Annotated in this window: 19 protein-coding genes and 1 tRNA gene; 6 read left to right on the top strand and 14 right to left on the bottom strand. The window is 50.0% G+C overall.

Features of this window, described 5'->3' with window-relative positions:
• Positions 1-6: 6 nt before the first annotated feature.
• Entirely contained in the window at positions 7-1,029 is a 1,023-nt protein-coding gene (locus P2H89_RS08820) for an LLM class flavin-dependent oxidoreductase (protein WP_275826320.1), read from the bottom strand.
• 62 nt (positions 1,030-1,091) lie between these two features.
• Positions 1,092-2,234 (bottom strand): sterol desaturase family protein, encoded by a 1,143-nt coding sequence (locus tag P2H89_RS08815; protein ID WP_275826318.1) that lies wholly within the window; start codon positions 2,232-2,234, stop codon positions 1,092-1,094.
• Between the two features lie 258 nt (positions 2,235-2,492).
• On the opposite strand from P2H89_RS08815, the gene P2H89_RS08810 reads away from it, so the two are divergent.
• Both P2H89_RS08810 and P2H89_RS08805 read left to right on the top strand, forming a co-directional pair.
• Positions 2,493-2,963, top strand: coding sequence for a GNAT family N-acetyltransferase (locus P2H89_RS08810; RefSeq protein WP_275826316.1), 471 nt, complete (start codon positions 2,493-2,495; stop codon positions 2,961-2,963).
• Between the two features lie 79 nt (positions 2,964-3,042).
• Positions 3,043-3,531 carry a hypothetical protein gene (locus P2H89_RS08805; RefSeq protein WP_275826314.1) on the top strand — a complete coding sequence of 163 codons (489 nt, stop codon included), beginning with the start codon at positions 3,043-3,045 and terminating at the stop codon, positions 3,529-3,531.
• 170 nt (positions 3,532-3,701) lie between these two features.
• Here the strand turns inward: P2H89_RS08805 and P2H89_RS08800 are convergent.
• The 5 genes from P2H89_RS08800 to P2H89_RS08780 all read right to left on the bottom strand — a co-directional run bounded on the left by P2H89_RS08800 (position 3,702) and on the right by P2H89_RS08780 (position 7,594).
• A tRNA-Ser gene (locus tag P2H89_RS08800) sits at positions 3,702-3,789 on the bottom strand.
• A gap of 313 nt (positions 3,790-4,102) precedes the next feature.
• On the bottom strand, positions 4,103-4,882 hold the full coding sequence (locus P2H89_RS08795) for a TlpA disulfide reductase family protein (RefSeq protein ID WP_275826312.1): 780 nt from the start codon (positions 4,880-4,882) through the stop codon (positions 4,103-4,105).
• Between the two features lie 128 nt (positions 4,883-5,010).
• A complete protein-coding gene (locus P2H89_RS08790) occupies positions 5,011-5,934 on the bottom strand; it encodes an ADP-ribosylglycohydrolase family protein (RefSeq protein WP_275826310.1) in 924 nt (307 codons plus the stop codon).
• A 21-nt stretch (positions 5,935-5,955) separates the two neighbouring features.
• Positions 5,956-6,606 (bottom strand): hypothetical protein, encoded by a 651-nt coding sequence (locus P2H89_RS08785; protein WP_275826308.1) that lies wholly within the window; start codon positions 6,604-6,606, stop codon positions 5,956-5,958.
• Positions 6,607-6,880: 274 nt separating this feature from the next.
• Positions 6,881-7,594: a hypothetical protein gene (locus tag P2H89_RS08780; protein WP_275826306.1), complete on the bottom strand. Its 714-nt coding sequence runs from the start codon at positions 7,592-7,594 to the stop codon at positions 6,881-6,883.
• Positions 7,595-7,707: 113 nt separating this feature from the next.
• Here P2H89_RS08780 and P2H89_RS08775 point away from each other — a divergent pair, with 113 nt between their 5' ends.
• Positions 7,708-8,049, top strand: a complete 342-nt coding sequence (locus tag P2H89_RS08775) for a helix-turn-helix domain-containing protein (protein WP_275826304.1) — start codon at positions 7,708-7,710, stop codon at positions 8,047-8,049.
• Between the two features lie 62 nt (positions 8,050-8,111).
• Here the strand turns inward: P2H89_RS08775 and P2H89_RS08770 are convergent, their stop codons facing one another.
• The 3 genes from P2H89_RS08770 to P2H89_RS08760 form a co-directional block, all read right to left on the bottom strand.
• Positions 8,112-10,247 carry a type IA DNA topoisomerase gene (locus P2H89_RS08770; RefSeq protein WP_275826303.1) on the bottom strand — a complete coding sequence of 712 codons (2,136 nt, stop codon included), beginning with the start codon at positions 10,245-10,247 and terminating at the stop codon, positions 8,112-8,114.
• A 94-nt stretch (positions 10,248-10,341) separates the two neighbouring features.
• On the bottom strand, positions 10,342-10,578 hold the full coding sequence (locus tag P2H89_RS08765) for a DUF2798 domain-containing protein (protein WP_275826301.1): 237 nt from the start codon (positions 10,576-10,578) through the stop codon (positions 10,342-10,344).
• 80 nt (positions 10,579-10,658) lie between these two features.
• Complete coding sequence (locus P2H89_RS08760; protein WP_275826299.1) at positions 10,659-11,711, bottom strand: alpha/beta hydrolase; 1,053 nt, start codon at positions 11,709-11,711, stop codon at positions 10,659-10,661.
• A 237-nt stretch (positions 11,712-11,948) separates the two neighbouring features.
• On the opposite strand from P2H89_RS08760, the gene mqo reads away from it, so the two are divergent.
• Positions 11,949-13,457, top strand: a complete 1,509-nt coding sequence (gene mqo / locus P2H89_RS08755; RefSeq protein ID WP_275826297.1) for a malate dehydrogenase (quinone) — start codon at positions 11,949-11,951, stop codon at positions 13,455-13,457.
• Between the two features lie 41 nt (positions 13,458-13,498).
• On the opposite strand, the gene P2H89_RS08750 is transcribed toward mqo, so the two are convergent.
• From P2H89_RS08750 to P2H89_RS08735, 4 genes are read right to left on the bottom strand one after another with little or no spacing between them, the layout of a single operon-like run.
• Entirely contained in the window at positions 13,499-13,909 is a 411-nt protein-coding gene (locus P2H89_RS08750) for a cupin domain-containing protein (RefSeq protein ID WP_275826296.1), read from the bottom strand.
• 33 nt (positions 13,910-13,942) lie between these two features.
• Complete coding sequence (locus P2H89_RS08745) at positions 13,943-15,241, bottom strand: epoxide hydrolase family protein (protein WP_275826294.1); 1,299 nt, start codon at positions 15,239-15,241, stop codon at positions 13,943-13,945.
• Between the two features lie 49 nt (positions 15,242-15,290).
• Positions 15,291-16,283 carry a nitrilase-related carbon-nitrogen hydrolase gene (locus P2H89_RS08740; RefSeq protein ID WP_275826292.1) on the bottom strand — a complete coding sequence of 331 codons (993 nt, stop codon included), beginning with the start codon at positions 16,281-16,283 and terminating at the stop codon, positions 15,291-15,293.
• A 33-nt stretch (positions 16,284-16,316) separates the two neighbouring features.
• Complete coding sequence (locus tag P2H89_RS08735; protein WP_275826290.1) at positions 16,317-17,600, bottom strand: epoxide hydrolase family protein; 1,284 nt, start codon at positions 17,598-17,600, stop codon at positions 16,317-16,319.
• A gap of 232 nt (positions 17,601-17,832) precedes the next feature.
• Here P2H89_RS08735 and P2H89_RS08730 point away from each other — a divergent pair, with 232 nt between their 5' ends.
• Both P2H89_RS08730 and P2H89_RS08725 read left to right on the top strand, forming a co-directional pair.
• On the top strand, positions 17,833-18,687 hold the full coding sequence (locus tag P2H89_RS08730) for a hypothetical protein (RefSeq protein ID WP_275826288.1): 855 nt from the start codon (positions 17,833-17,835) through the stop codon (positions 18,685-18,687).
• A 58-nt stretch (positions 18,688-18,745) separates the two neighbouring features.
• Positions 18,746-19,588: a hypothetical protein gene (locus P2H89_RS08725; RefSeq protein ID WP_275826287.1), complete on the top strand. Its 843-nt coding sequence runs from the start codon at positions 18,746-18,748 to the stop codon at positions 19,586-19,588.
• The last annotated feature ends 7 nt before the right edge of the window (positions 19,589-19,595 follow it).

The following is a 19,595-nucleotide window of genomic DNA, read 5'->3' as shown; positions in this document are numbered from 1 at the left end:
TACCATCTACCGCCAACCTAACCCGGGTGCCACATGTTTCAGGATTGACGACAGCACGTGTACATTGTAGTCTACTCCTAACGTGTTGGGTATAGTTAATAGCAGCGTATCTGCTTCCTGAATGGCTTCGTCCTGGGCCAGCTCCCTGATGAGTTGATCCGGTTCGGCTGCGTAGCTTCTTCCGAAAATGGCGCGTTTGTCGGCTTCGATCATGCCAATTTTATCGACTCTGTTGGTTTCCTGCCCAAAATAAAGTCTGTCCTGGTCATTCATCAATGCAAAAATAGAACGGCTTACTGACACCCTTGGCTCGCGGGTATGCCCTGCTTTTTTCCATGCTTCTTTGTATAGCCTGATCTGTTCTGCTTGCTGTATATGGAATGGCTTACCGCTTTCATCGAACTTTAAGGTAGAGCTTTGCAGGTACATGCCGTTTTCGGCTGCCCAAATGGCTGTTGCATTGGATGCAGCTCCCCACCAGATACGTTCGCGCAATCCCGCGGAGTGCGGTTCCAGCCGTAACAGGCCCGGTGGATTGGGAAACATGGGGTTTGGGTTGGGTTGCGCAAATCCAACGCCTTTGAGTCTATCGAGAAATTGCATGGCCTTCCTGCGTCCCATATCGGCATCCGTTTCTCCTTCGGCCGGTTCGTATCCAAAATAACGCCAACCGTCAATTACCTGCTCGGGCGACCCTCTGCTGATGCCCAATTGCAATCGACCGCGTGAGATCAGGTCGGCCGCTCCGGCGTCTTCCACCATGTAGAGGGGATTTTCGTAACGCATGTCGATAACACCTGTTCCAATCTCTATGGTGCTTGTTTTGGCACCGATGGCAGACAGCAAAGGAAATGGGGATGCCAGCTGGGCGGCGAAATGGTGTACCCGGAAATAGGCACCGTCTAAACCGATCTCTTCGGCGGCGACAGCCAGGTCGATCGATTGAAGTAAGGTGTCGCCCGCGGTACGGGTTTTATAGGCCGGATGGTTAGACCAATGTCCGAATGATAAGAATCCTATTTTCTTCATACGTCTCTTTTCAGTGGTACAATAACACTTACAAAGATAGGCATAGGATTGTTCGGCGCCCGCTACCGCTTGGTCTCATTCTCCATATCGAGGTTTTCATCAAAAGGACTTTTGGTGAATGGGTACACCAGTTGGTTCACATACCCTTTCGGGAAATGTGCCTCCCGCAGCCCTGTACCTTCGGGCCAGGTATTGCCGGGCAGATAGTAGGTGCCGAATATCTTATCTATGAAGGGGAATATGGTGGCGAAGTTTTTTCCATAATACCTGGGGTCTTCGCAATGGTGCCAGTGATGGTACTGGGGCGTAGCAAAAATATATTTCAGGAAGCCAAAGTTGATGCGGGTGTTGGCATGAATAAGCACCGCGTGGATGGCCATGAAAATAATGTAGGTATTAAAAGTGATCTCCGAAAAGCCAAATATGTACAGGGGTATAAAGGTCATGGACCGGGTGACGAAGATGTCTACAAAATGGGTCCTGGATCCGGCAAGCCAGTCCATGTTTTGGGTGGAATGGTGCACAGAATGGAAGCGCCACAGGTAGGTATGGGAGTGGAAAAAGCGATGGGCGGCATATTGAAACAGGTCGGTGATCAGGAAGGCGAAGAATAGCTCAATAACATAGGGCAGCTGTTGCACCCAATGCTGGAGGTCCGACAGTCCGATCCATCCAAAGAATAACTTTGCTGGCTTCTGGGTAATTACCCCAAAGAACTGAATGAACAAATGGCTGATCACAAAATAGAGCAGGTCGGTTCTCCATTCTTCGTGAAATTTGCTTTGTTGCTTATTTTTGGGGAACACCATTTCGATAGGGACAAAGATCACGGCCATCAGCAACAGGTCGAGCAATAACCAGTCAACACCCAGGGACCAACTGTTCTTCTCTACCGGCCGCCCCTGTACCTGTAAGCCCCCAAAAACAATGGCCAGGGTACAGATCAGCAGTCCTGTGAGGGCCCATTTCTTTTGTTTGCTAAGCATAAAGCTGACGAGCGCAAAGAGAAAAGACGCGATGATGGTAGACGTCAGCACTATCTTCATAGACTCCCCCGTATATACTTCCCTGAATTGGGGTGTGGTGAGCCACTCCGGATATTTAAAACAAATAACGCCCGTGAGGGAAAGTAAACCAAGGAATATCGACGAATAGCCGCTTATTTTACCTTCGCCAATTTTAAGACGCTGAGCAGGTGTACGCATACGATATATTCAATATATTAATGAAGGAAATCATGTAAATAAACTCCCGGTGGCTGCTTTTATTGTTTTTAGCCTGTTGCTGAGTCTTCAAAGGGCAGGAGACCGCAATGTATCGATGGTCTGTGGGAGCATGAAATTGCAATGAGTGGGTGGTAGTATTTTGCTAATGAATGGTGCGGTTTGGCGTTTGAAGCGCGTTGCTTATCGCCTTTCGAAAGAATGGTTTAGTTTAGTAACTTATTTATCCATTAACAGAAAATGGGACAAATATCTACTTGTAGTCATCCAGATTTTTTACAGATCCTCACAGACATTGAAGATTTTTGGGGCAGCAACAGAACGCTGTGCTACCACCACCCCATGTTTATTAACGAATTCGGTAATACTGCATTTATTATAAAGGATAACGACCTTGTCATTGCCTATCTTTTTGGTTTTGTGTCGCAGACCGCGCACACAGGCTACGTGCACCTGATAGGTGTACGGTCCAATTATCAGAAAAAAGGATTGGGTAGAATCCTATATGGCCATTTTATGGAATACCTCAGGAGCATCGGTATTCAACATTTAAAAGCTATCACAACGCCCACCAACCAACAATCGATAAACTTTCACTTGAGTCTCGGCATGGAAATGACAGGTGTTGAAAATGGCAATGGAATAAAAGTAGTCAAGGATTATTCTGGTGCAGGCGAGCATAGAGTGGTGTTTACGATGAGATTTGCGTAAATGAATCAGTTCACCAACCTCGTATTGGCAACAGTGGGTTGACACTTGTAAACTCAATACTTTTTACGAAGCAAAAATTATGGGACAGTTAGTACAAGCTTTAATAGAACATAGATTGACGCCTGAAGGGGTTTTAGAGATTCCAAGGATCCTGAACACTTCACTTAATGAAAATGTTGCAGGAGAATGGATTTGGACTGTGCCAACAATCAACAAACAAGTTTTAATTGAACTTTGGCTCAGAAAGGCTGAATACTTTCTTAAAAATGCATGGAGTGTTGAAGATTTAGCTTTGCTGGAAAAAGGTGAATTGACCTTGCATTTTTTTGCCCCTAGTCTCATTGCATTCGATGCCTCTCTAAAATGGTTTTCCTACACGAGCAATGGGGACCAGCGCTATAGCTTTAATAATCTAGCAAAAGAAATATCTAATCTTTGTAAAGCTGTTGATGTAATTATTGCTTCTGAGGTATCTGATGCCTGGATCGACGAACACGAAATACTGACTGTTGACATGGTCAGACAAAAAGCAATTGGAAATAAGAATCTTGCAATTGAATTAGAATAAGCAAGGTAGTAATATATCTGAGGAACGGTATTGAACAAAAACGCCTTCAAGTCCAAGGACTTGAAGGCGTTTCCTTCGTTTTGCGAAACTTGTTTAGTTCCGGTTTTAGTTCCGGGTTCAGCCTTGTATTGGCTGAAACCCGCACCGGTATTGAGGTTCTAAAAAAAGAGCGGAGAGAGAGGGATTCGAACCCCCGGTGCAGTTACCCACACTTCGCATTTCGAGTGCGACCCATTCAACCAGCTCTGGCATCTCTCCGTTTGGTTCCCGGTAAACCCGGTACTTCGGTGGTAAAAAGGGCGACAAATGTACGGAAACGGCCGCGAAAAAGCATAAGCCAGCGGAATATTTTAGCGACTTGGTGTCAAGCGGCAGCTGGAGACCTGTGGGTTGCTTCCCCGAACGCGCTGGAACCAGCGACAGTAGTGGGTTTCGCGGCCCAGATTTGCCCGACAGGCAGGGGGCCATTTTGAGGCGTCACCTACTGGGAGCCCGATAGCTTTTATTTTTCCTTCAAGAGCTTAGCGATCTTCTTGGCTGGTGGTCTACGGCCTGGATTCGGGAAACCTGCTTATTGCTTCAAGAGCTTGCTGATCTCCTTTGCCAGGTAGTCTACGCCGGATTCGGTATAGCCGGTTGACACATAGCGGATCACACCTTCTTTGTCAATCAGGTAGTTTTTGGGAATGCCCACCGTGCCGTAAAGTCCCCAGATGCTTTTATCGGTATCGATGCCCGGGTTGAAGTCGATGCCCTTGTTCCGGAGCTCTACCATGGTTTTTGACACCACCGCCCTCGCCTCACCCCTCGACACTGCCAGGAACACAAAGTCTTTGTCTTTGAAGGGTTGCAATATTTTTGATGGGAGCTCATTAAATTCCATCATGCAGGGGCTGCACCAGGTTGCCCAAAAGTTGAGCAATACCACTTTGCCTTTCAGCGCAGATAGTTTTACCTTTTCGCCGTCCAGCAATTGTACCGTGAAGTCGGCCGCTTTGTCGTCTACTTTTAGGATATAGCCTTCGTCAGTTGCGTTCCCGGGCGCCTTGACCCTGGGTTGAAGGGCCTGTTGTTTCTTTTCCTCTTCTGTGAGTAAGGTGATTGTCATGATCAGGTTCCTGTCGTCCCCTATCTTGTCGCCATTAATTTCTTTCAGCACTTTCATTTTCTCTTCCGATACCCCACGCTCCAAAGATTTGACCGCCGCTGCATTAACAATTTGCTTCAATTGATCACTGGTCGCAATGGTATCGTTGATGACAAAAATATAGGGTGTCTTTTTGGGGGGAGGCACTTGCGCATTAACATAGAATGAAGCGGCCATGAGGAGGGCAATCATTAATGGTCTCATATGCTGTTTTTTAGTGATGGACGTGCAGGAAGTTCAACGGTTGCCCCTTAAAGATAGGATACTTCCTGTTTTCACGGAAGCCGATTTATCGGTTAGGCTGTCCGGCAGGGTTAAAACTTTGTGAACATTTAGCTATGGCTGCAGTGTGGTGCCGTATTGTCAATGATGGGCTTTACCCAGTTATATCCCGATACCTCCTCCAATTGTTGGACCAACTTCCGGGGATAGTTGTCGAGTCCGATCAATGCGCCCGCAATCTGTCCAGCCATCGATGCATTGGTATCAGTATCTCCACCAACCTCCATGAGCGATTGAAACATTTGAAGAATGCCCAATTTGGGCGCCTGCTTGGCCGCGAAGATTGCCAACGGCACAGAATTTACCACATAGCCATCACAACCCAATCGGGCAACAGCAGCAATCTCTGTATTCCCGATCGCATTGATCTCGATCAGCCGGTCTCGTACCCGTGTGTCGGGTAATTCAGGAATGATCAGGTCAAACAGGTTGTTGTCTCCATTCCAGGCGCCGGAGATTATAGACTTAAGACAAAGCACTATTGCCAAGGCGCCAACATATGCTTCGTCGTTTCTATGGGTTATGCGGCAGGCATTTCGGATATCTTCTCTTGTTATGTTGCTGAAAAAAGCAAATGGTGCGATGCGCATGGCAGCACCATTGCCGGCGGCAAACTCCCCTCCCCGACCTACCTGGCTCCAGTGCCCTCCTTCCCGTAGCTCGTTGATCGCTTTCAGCGTGCTGGCGCCGATGCCGGTCAACTTGCCTGCCAGGTAGTACTGCAACATCCTATCTGCCAATTGGCCTGCCTCAAATGCTCCCGGCATACACAACGTTTCGCAGGTAGCCATCGTTAGCTGTGTGTCGTCGGTGAAGGTCCAGGTTGGCGGGATCTCCTTGGGTGGAACCAGGTAAAACGTGTTGGAGTAGGCAGGCGGTGCTTCGTTCTCATAACTGCTGCCCCAGGCATCGCCGATGGCGCCGCCAAGTAGGCAGGACCTGCATTGGTATTGTATGTTCACTATTGTGTCCAACTCGCGGCTGTAATTAGTTATCTATCGATCAAACGGCTTTTGTTTTTCCAGTTCCTTTTTAAACACGATTCCTTTTTCAATTTGAGCCAGCAAAGCCCTTGCTTTTGAAAGGTGGTGATTGGGAAATTCAAGATCATAAGCCGAACCTTCCGAAACGTTCATCACCCACTCCTGGCTGTATGAATGATCATTCGGAGCGGCCGACCAGATACTTTCAATGTCTGTTCCCTGGTTTTCGGAAAGGAGCTTGTTGGCAACGATCGCCTCCCGCATGCCCGTATGACCAACCTCCATGGCTTGTATCTTAACCACGAAACTGCAGGTTTTGAATGGAATGGTTATTGAAGCCAGGTACATAATACCCGAAGGTTCCTGACGAAATTTGAATATTGTCCTGATGGCCTCCCAATGCTGTATCTGTAGTTTACTAATCTCGACAACCCCGCCCCCGGCATTCATGATTCGCTGCCGGTAAAATTGGCGCAAGGCGTGGATATCCTTTATAGCGGGAATGTCGGGGCGTAGATTAAAGTAATTGACCGACAATCCCATCGTTTCTTCGGGATTGTACCACTGTATAATGTCCGGCTGATCCTGCGCCTTTCGCCAACCAATGTCGGGAATGGATAATGAATGGATAGTAACTTTTTTACTATTGAATAACGAAAACATGCATCAGATGATTTGGGGTTACGTGAATCCTTATCCGGTGCTTACCAATGTCCGGATAGTTACGCTAATATAAGGCAATGCTCCCCCAAATACCAAAAGCCTCCCGAAGGAAGTCTGCTCTGGTACGAGATCAAAGTCTGGAAACTCCTGGAAGGAATACCCAGTGCTATCCCTTCTATTCCGCCTGGCGAAGGTTCTCTCTTTCGGAAAACTGAAATCACGCCTCTTCAAATTCGAACGATTCGGCGAAAAGCATTTGCTGGTGTAAGCAGCCTTATCTCGCCGGGAAATGTTTTTTTCTCAACGCCTTGATGAACTCCTCCGATATTCCCAGGTTGGCCAGCTGCTTTTCGCACTGTGCTGCTCTTTCCTTGTCTTCATAAAAGACGGCCAGCTCGATGCGTATGATCAAGGCTTCGGCCAGGTCTTGCGGTTGTTCCTGCTGGCTTTTTTTCAGCGCAGCGTCTAGGGTTTTGGCCGCTGCCGGGTCATCATTCTTGTAGTCCCTGAACCGGATGGCCATGGCGATCGCTTTTTGCAGCATGGTTTGCTCTTTGTTTTCCGCTTTCTCCCAGGTCGCTGCGTCCTTCACACCCAGCGTAATAAAGATCACGGAATTGCCTGCTATGTCCGTCAGCGTGAACCGTGTAGTGCCGGGTTTCATCCTCGATATTCTCGGCAGGCCCGTATGGGGCACTTTGCCCAGCGCTTTCTTTAACCGCCGGGTGAAATCCTCGTAAACCTGCTGCGCATCGGGGACGATCACCAGGCAGGTGCCCTGCTGGTTATTGTCCGCCTTTATGTCCTTAAAGCGATAAAAATGCAGTTGGTGGCCTTGCCGCTCAATCGCCCCATACTGGTAAGGACGGCTTTGCTGGTGGGTAATGGAATAGCCAAGCGAATTCCAGAATTTCAATGTTTCATTTACGGCGAGGCAGTGAAGCAGGGGAATGGAAGTCCAGACAGGCTGATTACCGGGTTGGTGCATAGTAGGTTCGTTTTTTGGGCAACAAAACTAAGTTCGCGGGCCTTGCCGGCCATGGTTACCTACATTTTGGTATGTAAAGCAAAGGCTTTGGAAGGGCTGCCCTACATTTGTGCATGAGCGAGTTCTTCCACCAGCAAAAGAAATACTACAGCACTATTGAGTTTGCCATCGCCCATATTGGCGGTGTGTGGAAAATGCCCATCTTGCTGGCATTGCGCAATGGGCCCGTTCGCTACGGCAACCTGAAAGAAAGTATACCGCATATCTCCGATAAAATGCTGTTCACCCAACTGAAGGAACTGGAAGAAAGAAAGATGGTGACCCGCCATGCGTATGTGGAGAAGCCACCGAGGGTAGAATACCAACTTACCGACCGTGCATTAAAAGCATTGCCCATTCTCGACCTGTTGCAGGAATACGGACATTACCTCGCTACCGAAGAGGGATGTTTGTGAACGGGTGAATGGTTTGTTGTCAACCACAGGCTGATCTGTGAAGTATTGGTGTGTCGTTGTAACTACTCTCCTATCTCCATGTTGAATCCGGCGTCAAACTTCAGTTTGCCTTCCGTTTCGTCGGTGGCGCCTGGTAGCTTCCATCCTTTCGCTTTGCCGGTTTTGCCCTTGCTGAGCAGGTCGGTAACCTGTTTATCGGTGAGTTTTTTGCCAAATACTTCGAATGGTAGTTTAAAACCACACACTTTAAAGTTGGCACATCCGTAGGCTGTATTGCCCTTGATCAGCTTATGCGTTTTGCACTTGGGACATTGTTGTTCTTCGACCGTCACTACCTTCTTGGGCTCCTTCGGTTTGGGCTCCTTTTTAGGCTTTTCTGCGCCTTCTTTTTCTTTGGCGGCCGGTTGGTCGGCAGCAACGGAGATCACCTTATAAGTGGCCGTTTTTACTTCCTTAGTGAGGTCGATCACCATCTGGATCAACTCCTGCTTAAAGGTTTCCATCGCATACTCGCCTTTTTCAATGAGGCGCAGTTTGCGTTCCCAGATACCCGTCAGCTCCGGGCTTTTCAATAACTCCGTTTGGATGGTGTCGATGAGGTCGATACCGGTTTGCGTAGCGTATATATTCTTCTTCTTTTTTTCGATGTACTTGCGGCGAAACAGGGTCTCGATGATATTCGCGCGGGTCGACGGGCGGCCAATACCATTGTCTTTCAGTAACTCGCGCATCTCTTCATCGTCAACCTGCTTGCCGGCTGTTTCCATGGCGCGCAGCAATGTCGCTTCGGTAAAAGCCTTAGGTGGCGTGGTTTTGCCCTGGTGAATGCGTGGTTCGTGTGGTCCGCTCTCTCCTGCTACAAACACCGGTAATATCTTTTCTTCTTCTTCCCCTTCTTTTTTGGCCGTTACGTCATTGGCGTACACTTCCTTCCAGCCGGGCTCGAGGATTTGCTTGCCCGTTACCTTAAACGGTACCTGGCCTACCTTACCCAGCACGGTGGTGTTGGATATCTTACATTCTGGATAAAAAGCGGCAATGAAGCGCCTGGCCACCAGGTCGTAAATGCGTTTTTCCTCGGGCGACAGGTTGCCGGGGTACACGCCTGTCGGAATGATGGCGTGGTGGTCCGATACCTTTTTGTCGTCGAACACCGTCTTCAGCTTTGGGATCGGGTTAGCGAGTATGGGCGCTATCAAGGCTGCATATGGTGTCATGTCTTTCATGATGCCCTCGATCTTGGGATGCAGGTCTTCGGAGAGGTAGGTTGTATCTACCCTGGGGTAAGTCACCAGCTTTTTCTCGTACAGGTTCTGGATGTACTTGAGCGTATCATCGGCCGAGTAGGCATATTTCTTATTGGCTTCCACCTGCAGAGCGGTAAGGTCAAACAAACGCGGGTTGCCCTCCTTCCCTTCTTTCTTTTCGAAGGAGGTGATCTCGAACGGAAGCTCCTTGAGATAGGCCAGTCCCTTATCGGCCCGGTCCTTCACTTTGATGCGGTCGATGGTGGCCGTGAATTCCGTATCGCGGTAGATCGTTTTCAGTTCAAAGTATTCTTCCGACTGGAAGGCGTTGATCTCTTTTTGCCGGGCCACGATCATGGCCAGTGTAGGTGTTTGTACCCGGCCAATAGACAGGATGGTTTTTCCCTGGGCAAATTTCTTGGTAAATAGCCGGGTGGCATTCATGCCCAGCAGCCAGTCGCCAATGGCGCGGGCGCTGCCGGCCGCATACAGGTTATCGTATTGGGAAGCTTCTTTGAGTTTTTGAAATCCATCGCGGATGGCTTCTTCGGTGAGGGAAGATATCCAAAGTCTTTTAACGGGGGCTTTGCATTGGGCTTTGAGCAGTACCCATCGTTGGATCAGCTCCCCTTCCTGGCCGGCATCTCCACAGTTGATCACTTCTTCGCATTGGGTCACCAGCCGCTCGATCACCTTGAACTGCTTTTCTACGCCGTCGTTGTTGATAAGTTTGATGCCGAAGCTGGGTGGTATCATGGGCAGGTCTTCCAGCCGCCAGTATTTCCATTGGTCGGTATAGTCGTGCGGTTCCTTTAGCGTGCAGAAGTGCCCGAAGGTCCAGGTTACCTGGTAACCATTACCCTCGAGGTATCCGTCCTTACGATCTTTGGCGCCGATGATGGCGGCAATATCCCTGGCCACGCTGGGCTTTTCCGCAATGCAAACCTTCATAATTGAAAAGTCTGCAAATGTCGTGAATTTTTTGGGAGTGTTGGGGGCGCATTACCCACATGGGGGGCGGGGGCAGCTGCTTTTCTGTCCCTGGCTATTTCTTCTCTTGCCTGGAGGCTGGGTTGCCGAGCAGGTAACCTACCAGCAACTGCACCCTGGGCGCGATCGTCAGCATGGCTGTTACGGCCAGTACATACGAGATGGACCAGGAGCGCAACCAGGTCGTAAGGAATTTCTCGCTGAACCCCAGGTTCAGGGCAATCAATGTAAAAGAGATAATGGCTGTGGTGATCATGCCCATGATCAGGGCGAATGTTAGTTTGTGTTTCATGGTATTGCAAATATATACCGATCGGTATACGGTTTCCAAATTCTATCCTTTATGTTTTGTTAAGATGCCGGCGGCCTCACTTAATATCCGGCCACTTCAATGATCGCATCGGCAAATGCCTTGGGTGCTTCCTGCGGCGGATTGTGTCCAACTCCTCCCGTCAATAATTTGTGAGTATACTTGCCGGAGAATTTCTTTGCATATACTTTGGCATCCGGGTGTGGGGCGCCATTCGCATCTCCCTCTATGGTAATGGTAGGCACTGTGATCAACGGACCGGTTGCCAGTTTCTTCTCGTATTCATCATACATTTTCTCTCCATCTGCCAGTCCGAGCCGCCACCGGTAATTGTGCACCACGATCGCTACCTGGTCGGGGTTATTGAGCGAGGCGGCGCTGCGGTCGAAGGTTGCGTCATCAAACTTCCATTGGGGCGAAGCAAGCTGCCAGATCAGTTTGGCAAAATCATGCGTGTATTGTTTGTAGCCGGCTGCACCGCGCTCGGTAGAAAAGTAATATTGGTACCACCATTGCAATTCAGCCGCGGGTGGCAGGGGCGCTTTACCGGCTGCCTGGTTGCCGATCAGGTAACCGCTTACGGATACCATGGCTTTTACCCGCTCGGGCCAAAGGGCTGCCACGATATTGGCGGTACGTGCACCCCAATCGAAGCCACCGATCACCGCCTGTTTGATCTTCAACGCATCCATCAGATGTATAACATCGAAGGCCAGGGCCGATTGTTGGCCGTTGCGCAGGGTTTTGTCGGAGAGGAAACGTGTGGTGCCATATCCACGCAGGAATGGAATGATCACCCGGAAACCTTTATCTGCCAGTATGGGGGCAACATCGGCAAAGCTGTAAATATCGTAAGGCCAGCCATGCAGCAATATAACCACCGGACCGTCCGCCGGGCCTGCTTCCGCATAGCCTACATTCAAAACGCCGGCGTCTATTTGTTTGATTGACGCTGCCAATGTACGGGCATTGTCGGATGTATTGCCGGAATAGGATGGAATGATGTTGTCCAGGCTTTTATTGCCGAGTCCCATTAAGGCGAGCTCAAATCCTCCGAGCGACATGGCGGCTGACTGTAAAAATTTGCGGCGGCTATAATTGTTGAGCTTTATCATGGTATGAATGTTTGAATGATGATTGGTAATGATTGATTCGCTTATTCCGGGAGTCGTTTTTAGACCGTGTCCCTTTCTGAGATCAAATGTAGACTCCCAGGCAGCTACAACCTACGAAGAACACGGGCAGGCGGACAATCGGAGGGGTGAAACAGACACAACGCGTCACGAAAAATACCGGGGTTCGTGCAGGCAGGTTAATCAGCCGGTCACTTTCCGACCATAAATACCTATCTTTTGCGGATCATTAAGTCTACCACTATGAACAGTGCGAAAAAGCAAACCGATATTCTATTGATAGGCGCCGGTATCATGAGCACAACCCTCGCGATGCTGTTGCGCGAGCTCGATCCTTCTTTAAGAATTGCTATTTATGAAGTGTTGGGCACGGCGGCCCAGGAAAGTTCCAATGCCTGGAACAACGCCGGTACCGGACATGCAGCGCTGTGCGAGCTTAACTATACGCCCGAAGAAGAAGATGGCAGCATCGGTATCGACAAAGCCCTGGAGGTGAATACTGCCTTCGATCTCTCGCGCCAGTACTGGGCCTGCCTTGTGCGCAAAGGCATCATTCAGGATCCTCAAACCTTTATCCATGGCATTCCTCATTACAGTTTTGTGCGCGGTTCAGAAGATATCGCCTATTTGAAAAAGCGGTACGATGCACTTACTGCACATCCCTTGTATAAAGGCATGGAATATACGGAGGATAGGGCCCTACTGGCGCATTGGTTGCCCTTGGTAATGGAAGGGCGCGATCCGCAGGAGCCCGTTGCGGCTACGCGTATGGATACCGGTACGGATGTTGACTATGGCAGGCTCACCAATCATTATATTGCCCACCTGCAACAAACTGCGGGATTCTCTATTTCGTTCTTTAGCCGCGTAACCGATTTGAAACGGGCCGGTAAAGGCTGGCTGGTGGAGATCCGTGATGAACAATCGGACGAAGAATACCAGGTACAAGCCGGCTTCGTATTCATCGGCGCCGGTGGTGGCGCGTTGCCCTTGTTGCAGAAGTCGGATATTCCGGAAGCGGAAGGCTATGCCGGGTTTCCGGTAAGCGGTTTGTGGTTGCGTACAGATAATGCTGGCCTTACGGCTCGTCATGAAGCCAAAGTGTACGGGAAAGCCGGTGTTGGCGCGCCGCCGATGTCGGTACCCCACCTCGATACGCGGTATGTGGATGGAAAAGAATCTTTGTTGTTTGGGCCCTATGCGGGCTTCTCCACCAAATTCCTCAAACACGGTTCCTTTTTTGATTTCTTTGGCTCGATCGACCTGCACAATATTCTTCCCATGCTGGCGGTTGGACTTGATAACTGGTCGCTGGAGAAATACCTCATCGGCCAGTTGCTCGAATCGGATGAGAAGCGGTTCGATGCGTTGCAGGCTTTCTTTCCCCTGGCACAGGAGGCAGATTGGCGCATGGAGCAGGCGGGTCAACGGGTGCAGATCATCAAAAAGGACAATGATCATGGTGGCGTATTGAAGTTTGGCACGGAGCTGATCAGTTCGGCCGATAAAACCCTCGCGGCTTTGCTGGGCGCCTCGCCCGGTGCTTCGACGGCAGTAGCCATCATGCTTGAGCTGCTTGAGACTTGTTTTGCCGGTCGCTTCAAAAACGATAGCTGGCGTACCCAACTTCAAGCGATCATTCCATCGTACGGCATTTCCCTGCAGCAAGAGACCGGACTTTGCCTTCGCCTGCGGGACGAAACGGCTGCCACCTTGCGGATCGGGTGAAGAATAGTGGTGCCAGCCAGCGCCTTCGGGCTGCGGTGAGCCTATTTCTTGAACTCGATCAGCGGCTTGCCTTTTTCTACCACATAAGTGGCCAGCTCGGCTCCACTTACCTGACCGTTATTACGTGCCGAGTGGTAAGTGCCTGCGGGAACAAACAATACATCTCCTGCCTTGAGTTTAACGACACCTTTGCCTTCCACGTCATATTCCAGCGCACCTTCCGTTACATAGATGATCTCTTCTCCGGGATGTTTGTGCATGCCAAAGGCAGCGCCCGGCGCCAGCTCTACCAGTGCCTGGATCATTTCGCGTCCCGGCGCACTAAGGTCGTGCCTTTGCAGGTCGGTGCGTTTGATGCCCGATTGTTTGGGTGAGGCAATACCGGTAATACTGAAGATCGTAATGACTATGATGGCGATAGCGCCTGCGATGATTTTTACTGAAAGTTTCATTGTGTTGAATTTAATGGGTGTAAAAAATACTGGTTAACGATATGATTTGAAGGCGGCGCGCATTTCCTCGCTGAAGAGTTGGGGTTGTTCCCACGACGCGAAGTGACCGCCTTTAGCTACTTCTTTGAAGTAAACAAGATTGGGATAAGCCCGTCTGGCCCATGACTCCGGGGCCCGGTATATATCTTCCGCAAAAACGGTAATGGCAACCGGGATCTTAATATCTTGCGTTTTTTGAGCGGCAGCACTAATCACCGGTTTGCCTTTGTTTTCCCAATATATGCGGGCCGATGATGCAGCTGTATTGGTGAGCCAGTATAAAGTAATATTATCCAACACCTCGTCCTTCGAGGGTGTTTGTGCTGCATCATTACCGAATCGCCAGGTCGCAAAGCCAGGATGCAGCAACAGCCAAGCGGCCAGTCCGGCAGGCGAATCAGCAAGTCCATAGCCAATGGCCTGCGGCCGGGCCGTCATAGCCGTATTGTAAGCAGTGCTGCCGTCTTTATAAAACTTGCTGAGGACATCGAATACGGCACGCTCCTGTGCTGATAGATCGGCCGGGGCCTGACCGCCCGTGCTTATGATCTTACCGACCTCTGCAGGTACCGTAGCTGGCAGGTTGTTGTGGATGGCTACCAGTTCTGCCGGAGCCTGCCTGCCCATCGCATTCACGATCGCTGCGCCCCAATCGCCACCCTGCGCTACATAACGGTGATAGCCCAGTCGTTTCATCAATACCGCCCAGGCCTTTGCGATGCGGTCCGGATCCCAGCCGGTATCGGTGGGTTTGCCTGAAAACCCGAAGCCTGGTAAGGAAGGGATCACTACATCAAAAGCCTCTGCCGCCGTGCCGCCGTGTGCGGTAGGGTTGGCGAGCGGATCGATGACGCCGAGCAATTCAAATACAGATCCCGGCCATCCGTGGCTGATGATGATGGGCAGCGCATTGGCTTCCTTCGACCTCACATGTATGAAGTGAATGTCTACCCCATCGATGGTCGTGGTAAACTGAGGCAGTGCATTGAGCCTTGCTTCTGCCTTTCGCCAGTCATAGTCTCTACCCCAATAGGCTACCAGGGGTTTCAATTGAGCCAACCGGGCGCCCTGCGATGGGTCGCTGACCGTTTCCTGATCGGGCCAGCGCGTGTCCCGGATGCGTTGACGCAATGCTTTGATTTCCGCTGCAGGTATCTTTACTTTGAAGGGGCGGATCGATTCCGTCGCCGCGATTGAAGCCGGCTGTGCGCCTTGCGCGTGGACTGGTTTGCCCTGCAATAGCAATGTTCCGAAGAACAGTGCTATTACGAGGAGCTTTATTGATTGAATCACGATTGTTGTTTTTAGATGATTTGTAGTTGGCACTTAGCGGTTACCTTGATTACCCATTATTGACCGGCTGTTCAGGCTGGATTGGTGCATTGCGTTCATGTACATGCTGTGCTGGTGTGCGGTCAATCAGTAAGCTCAGCAACTCGGGCCGGCTGTAGTGACCACGTGCATCCATCAGTCGTTTCCGCGCATCGATCAAACTGAAATCGAGGTCCGCAATCACTTCTCCTTCTCCCGATAACAATGGCTCGCCGATGAGTTGTCCGTCGGGCGCTACAATGGCTGTAAAACAACCGCCCGATATAGGTCCGATGGGACTGCCGGTATCTTTCATGATCTGCGCCTGCTGATCGGCATCGAGCCAGGCGGTAGAGACTACTACGAAAGCGGCTGATTCGAGGGCGTGCTGGCGTACGTTGGCTTCTGTTTGCTGGCTGAATACGGGGCCAAAGATGGAGCCCGGATACATTGCTGCATGGATCTGTTCACCATCGGCGATCAGCGCATAACGTGCCAATGGATTGTAATGCTCCCAGCAGGCCAGCTGACCAATGCGTCCATAAGTACTGTCTACTGCACGAAGGGTTGAAGCATCGCCCTGGCCCCACAACATACGTTCGTGGTAGGTGGGCGTTAACTTGCGCCGGTGTTGGATCAGGGTGCCGTCTGCATCAAAAAGTAGTTGCGAGTTATAGATAGTTCCCCCATCGCGTTCATTGACGCCGATCGATACCACCATATTCGCTTCACGGGCTGCTTCGCCAATAGCCTGTGTTTCTGCCGAAGGAACGGTTACCGATTCTTCCAATAACAACTGATGTTGTTTGCCCTGTAAATAGGGCGGCTGAACAAATGAAAAATATGGATAGTATGGGATCACTGTTTCCGGGAACACGGCAAATTGAACTCCCTTGCTGCCCAGTTCACGGATCTTGTTTACCACTTTTTCTACCGTGCCTGCACGGCTATACAGGACCGGACTGATCTGCACCGCTGCTGCTTTCACTTTGGTGCCTGTGTTGCTGATCTTTTGTTGTTTCATGACTTTTGTTTTTATAGCTACACTTATTATGAATTAACGAAGCGATTTAAAGGCTGTGCGTATTTCCTGGCTAAAGGATGCAGGTTGTTCCCAGGCTGCGAAGTGACCGCCTTTGGGAAGCCTGTTGTAGTGGATAAGGTTGGGGAAGGCTTTTTCAACCCAGCTCTTCGGCGCCTGGTACAGTTCGTCGGGGTAAGCGCTCACGGCTACAGGGATCTTCACATTCATGGGTTGAAAGAATATCAGCTTGTTTTCCCAGTATAACCTGGCCGAAGAAACGGCTGTATTGGTGAGCCAGTAGAGCGTGATATTATCGAGCACATCATCTTTGGTGATGCCTTCGGGCACACCATCGAAAGTGCGGGTAATGAGTTCATAGCTGCGGATATCATGATCGAGGATCCAGGAGGCCAGGCCAACCGGTGAATCTTCTATGCCATACAGGGTTTGTGGTTTATTGCCCATTTCCTGTGCATAGGCCAGTCCGTGTTTAAAGAAGAAATCCAGTTGTTCGTACGCGCGTTTTTCATCGGCATTCAGAGAGTCGGGGGCAGCTTGGCGTGACCACAAAGCTCCGGAAATTTCAGCAGGCACAGCGCTGGGCATATTGGTATGAATGCCTGCCAGTGCAGCCGGTGCTATCACGGCCATCTGTTCTGTAACGGCATCTCCCCAATCACCACCCTGGGCCACATAGCGTTTATAACCAAGCCTTTTCATCAAAGTGATCCAGGCATGCGCGATACGCGTAGGGTCCCAGCCGGTTGTTTTGGGTTGTTCTGAAAAACCATAACCCGGTAAGGAGGGTATGATCACATCAAATGCATCTTCTGCTTTGCCACCATAGGCCGTAGGATTGGTGAGCGGATCGATGATCTTGAGTTCTTCAATGATAGAACCGGGCCAGCCATGGGTAAGGATAATGGGCAGGGCATTGGGATGTTTGGAACGAACATGGATGAAATGAATGTCCAGACCATCGATATTGGTGATGAAGTTGGGGTAGCTGTTCAATTTGGCTTCCGCTTTACGCCAATCATATTGAGTGGTCCAATACTTTGCCAGCTTTTGTATGGTAGACAGTTGTACCCCTTGCGTGGCATCAGTAACGGTCTCTTTTTGTGGCCACTTGGTAGCTTGTACCCGTTTCTTAAGGTCTTTTAAAGCGGCATCCGAAAAATGGATCTTGAACGGACGGATGGAATCGGCGGGTTTAGAGATGGAATAGGAATTTCCTTGTGCGAAAGTGAGTGTTCCTGGCAGCAGTAATCCTATGCTGAGGGCTGCTGTTGCGAGAATGTTTTTTGTCTTTTTCATTGCTATTTATGTTGTTCTGTTTTTGAAAGTGTAAAAGTACCGGTGGAAGGGGCCCCGGGTCAAGGGGTAATCCGGCTATGTAGGCGAAGGGGGTGCCGAATCAGACATTTCGGGGGGCGAATCAAAATCTGTGCAGGTGGTGTAGCAAAGTGGGGAGTTGGTCAAAAACGGCCTAAAGTAACGGCAGGCTGTTTAACTTCGGGATTGAGTTCTTAACAACAAACTGGTAATCATGAAACTATTGATCCTGGTGTTTTGTCTGGGTAGCATTTGCTCTACGGCCTCCGCCCAAACGCGCACTTTTGTAGGCAGCACACCAGCCCATGCGGTGGTGCGCACGTTCCTGGGCATTTCAGCTACGGACTCGATCGATTTTATCCGGTGGAAGTTGATCATGCATAAAGCCGAGTATGAGATAAGTTGCCAATACGGATTGTCAAAGCCCAATACGCCAGGCTTCTCCAATGAGCAGCGTGTACAGTGGAAAGGAAAAGTGACGGAGAAGGATCATGTGTATTCACTCACCAGGGCCAATACGGTACTACACCTGATGGCGGTCAATGATAACCTGTTGCACTTGCTCGATCAATCCCGGCAGATGCTGGTAGGCAACGGAGGATACAGTTTTGTATTGAACAATACCAGTCCTTCCTCCAGCAAGGTATTTGCCCTCACTGCACGGCCCAACCGTCAACCATACCCGTTGGTCTTTGAAGGCAGAACGCCCTGCCAGGAATTGTCGGCCTTTCTCGGATTAAATAAAAGCGATGCCTGTTTCAAATTGAAATGGTATATCCTCCTATTTGTCGATAGTCTCACTGGCAAACCTTCTTATTACCTCAAAGGCGGTATTGCCTACCGGCAGGAAACGATGGATAAAGGCAGCTGGCAGGTGAAAACCGAGCCTAATGGCCGCATCATTTATGAGCTTACGCCCAATAAGGGAAGCTACACACTCAGGCTATTGAAAGGCGATGATAATATCCTGTTCTTTATCCGCCCCGATGGGAGTTTGCTCGTGGGCAACGAAGACTTCAGCTATACCCTGAACCGGCGCGAAAAGCAATATCCGCGGCAGGCTCCCTGAGTCTTTAACATTTGCGATTGCCGTTCATGCTTTAATTTGGTGGAAAACCAACACGATCATGCGCCCTACCCGCAACCGGTTCCTGATCCTGAATTATTTGTTTATTGGCTGCCTGTTATTGCTGGTCCTGAACGACCACCTGTTGAAAAGCACCTATAGCAATTTCCTCACCGGCAAATTATCTGACGCCGCGGGCATTATCCTCCTGCCATTGTTGATGCTGTACATATTTCCACGACTGGGGCTTCACGTGTTGTGGTTGAGTGCCGTCTTTTTCATTTGGTGGAAATCGCCTTTGTCGGGCGCGTTGATCGAAGCGTACAATAGCATCGCTCCGATTCAGATCACGCGGGTAGTAGATTATTCCGATGGGTGGGTGCTGCTCCTGTTGCCGCTGCCGGCGTATATCATCAGTAAGCCGGATCGGTTGCGGGCGATGGCTATCACCCGGCTTCACCCTGCGCTGGTGCTGCTGCCTTGCATGGTTGCGTTCATGGCCACTTCTCCACCCCTCTATTACCGGTACAATCGAAGTGAAGGCAACCTGAGATGTTACAATTGTTATGTTACTATCAAACTCAGTCAGGATGAGATCGTTCAAAAATTGAAAGCGGAGCATTTCGAGTTCGATTCTATTAAGCCGTTCCTGACTACGGATTATCAGGATTCAGTGATCAACCACCCCGAGCTGAGGTTGTACAAGATCAATCAGCTCATCATCGATAGCGATACGCTGAATAATGTGGATATAACGATGCGCACCATGAAGCCCGGCAAAACACGCGTGTATTTTTCGGGTATGAATGTGGCAGAAGATGTAAGCGACTGGAGGCTGGCAAAGAAATTGCGGAAGCTGTACCGGAAAAAGTTATTTAAAGACCTTCAGGAGAAAGTGGAGTGACCCTGGT

Origin of the sequence: Paraflavitalea sp. CAU 1676 (genome assembly GCF_029223285.1) — a bacterium.
Classification (GTDB): domain Bacteria; phylum Bacteroidota; class Bacteroidia; order Chitinophagales; family Chitinophagaceae; genus Paraflavitalea.
This window is presented reverse-complemented; position numbering and strand designations above follow the sequence as displayed.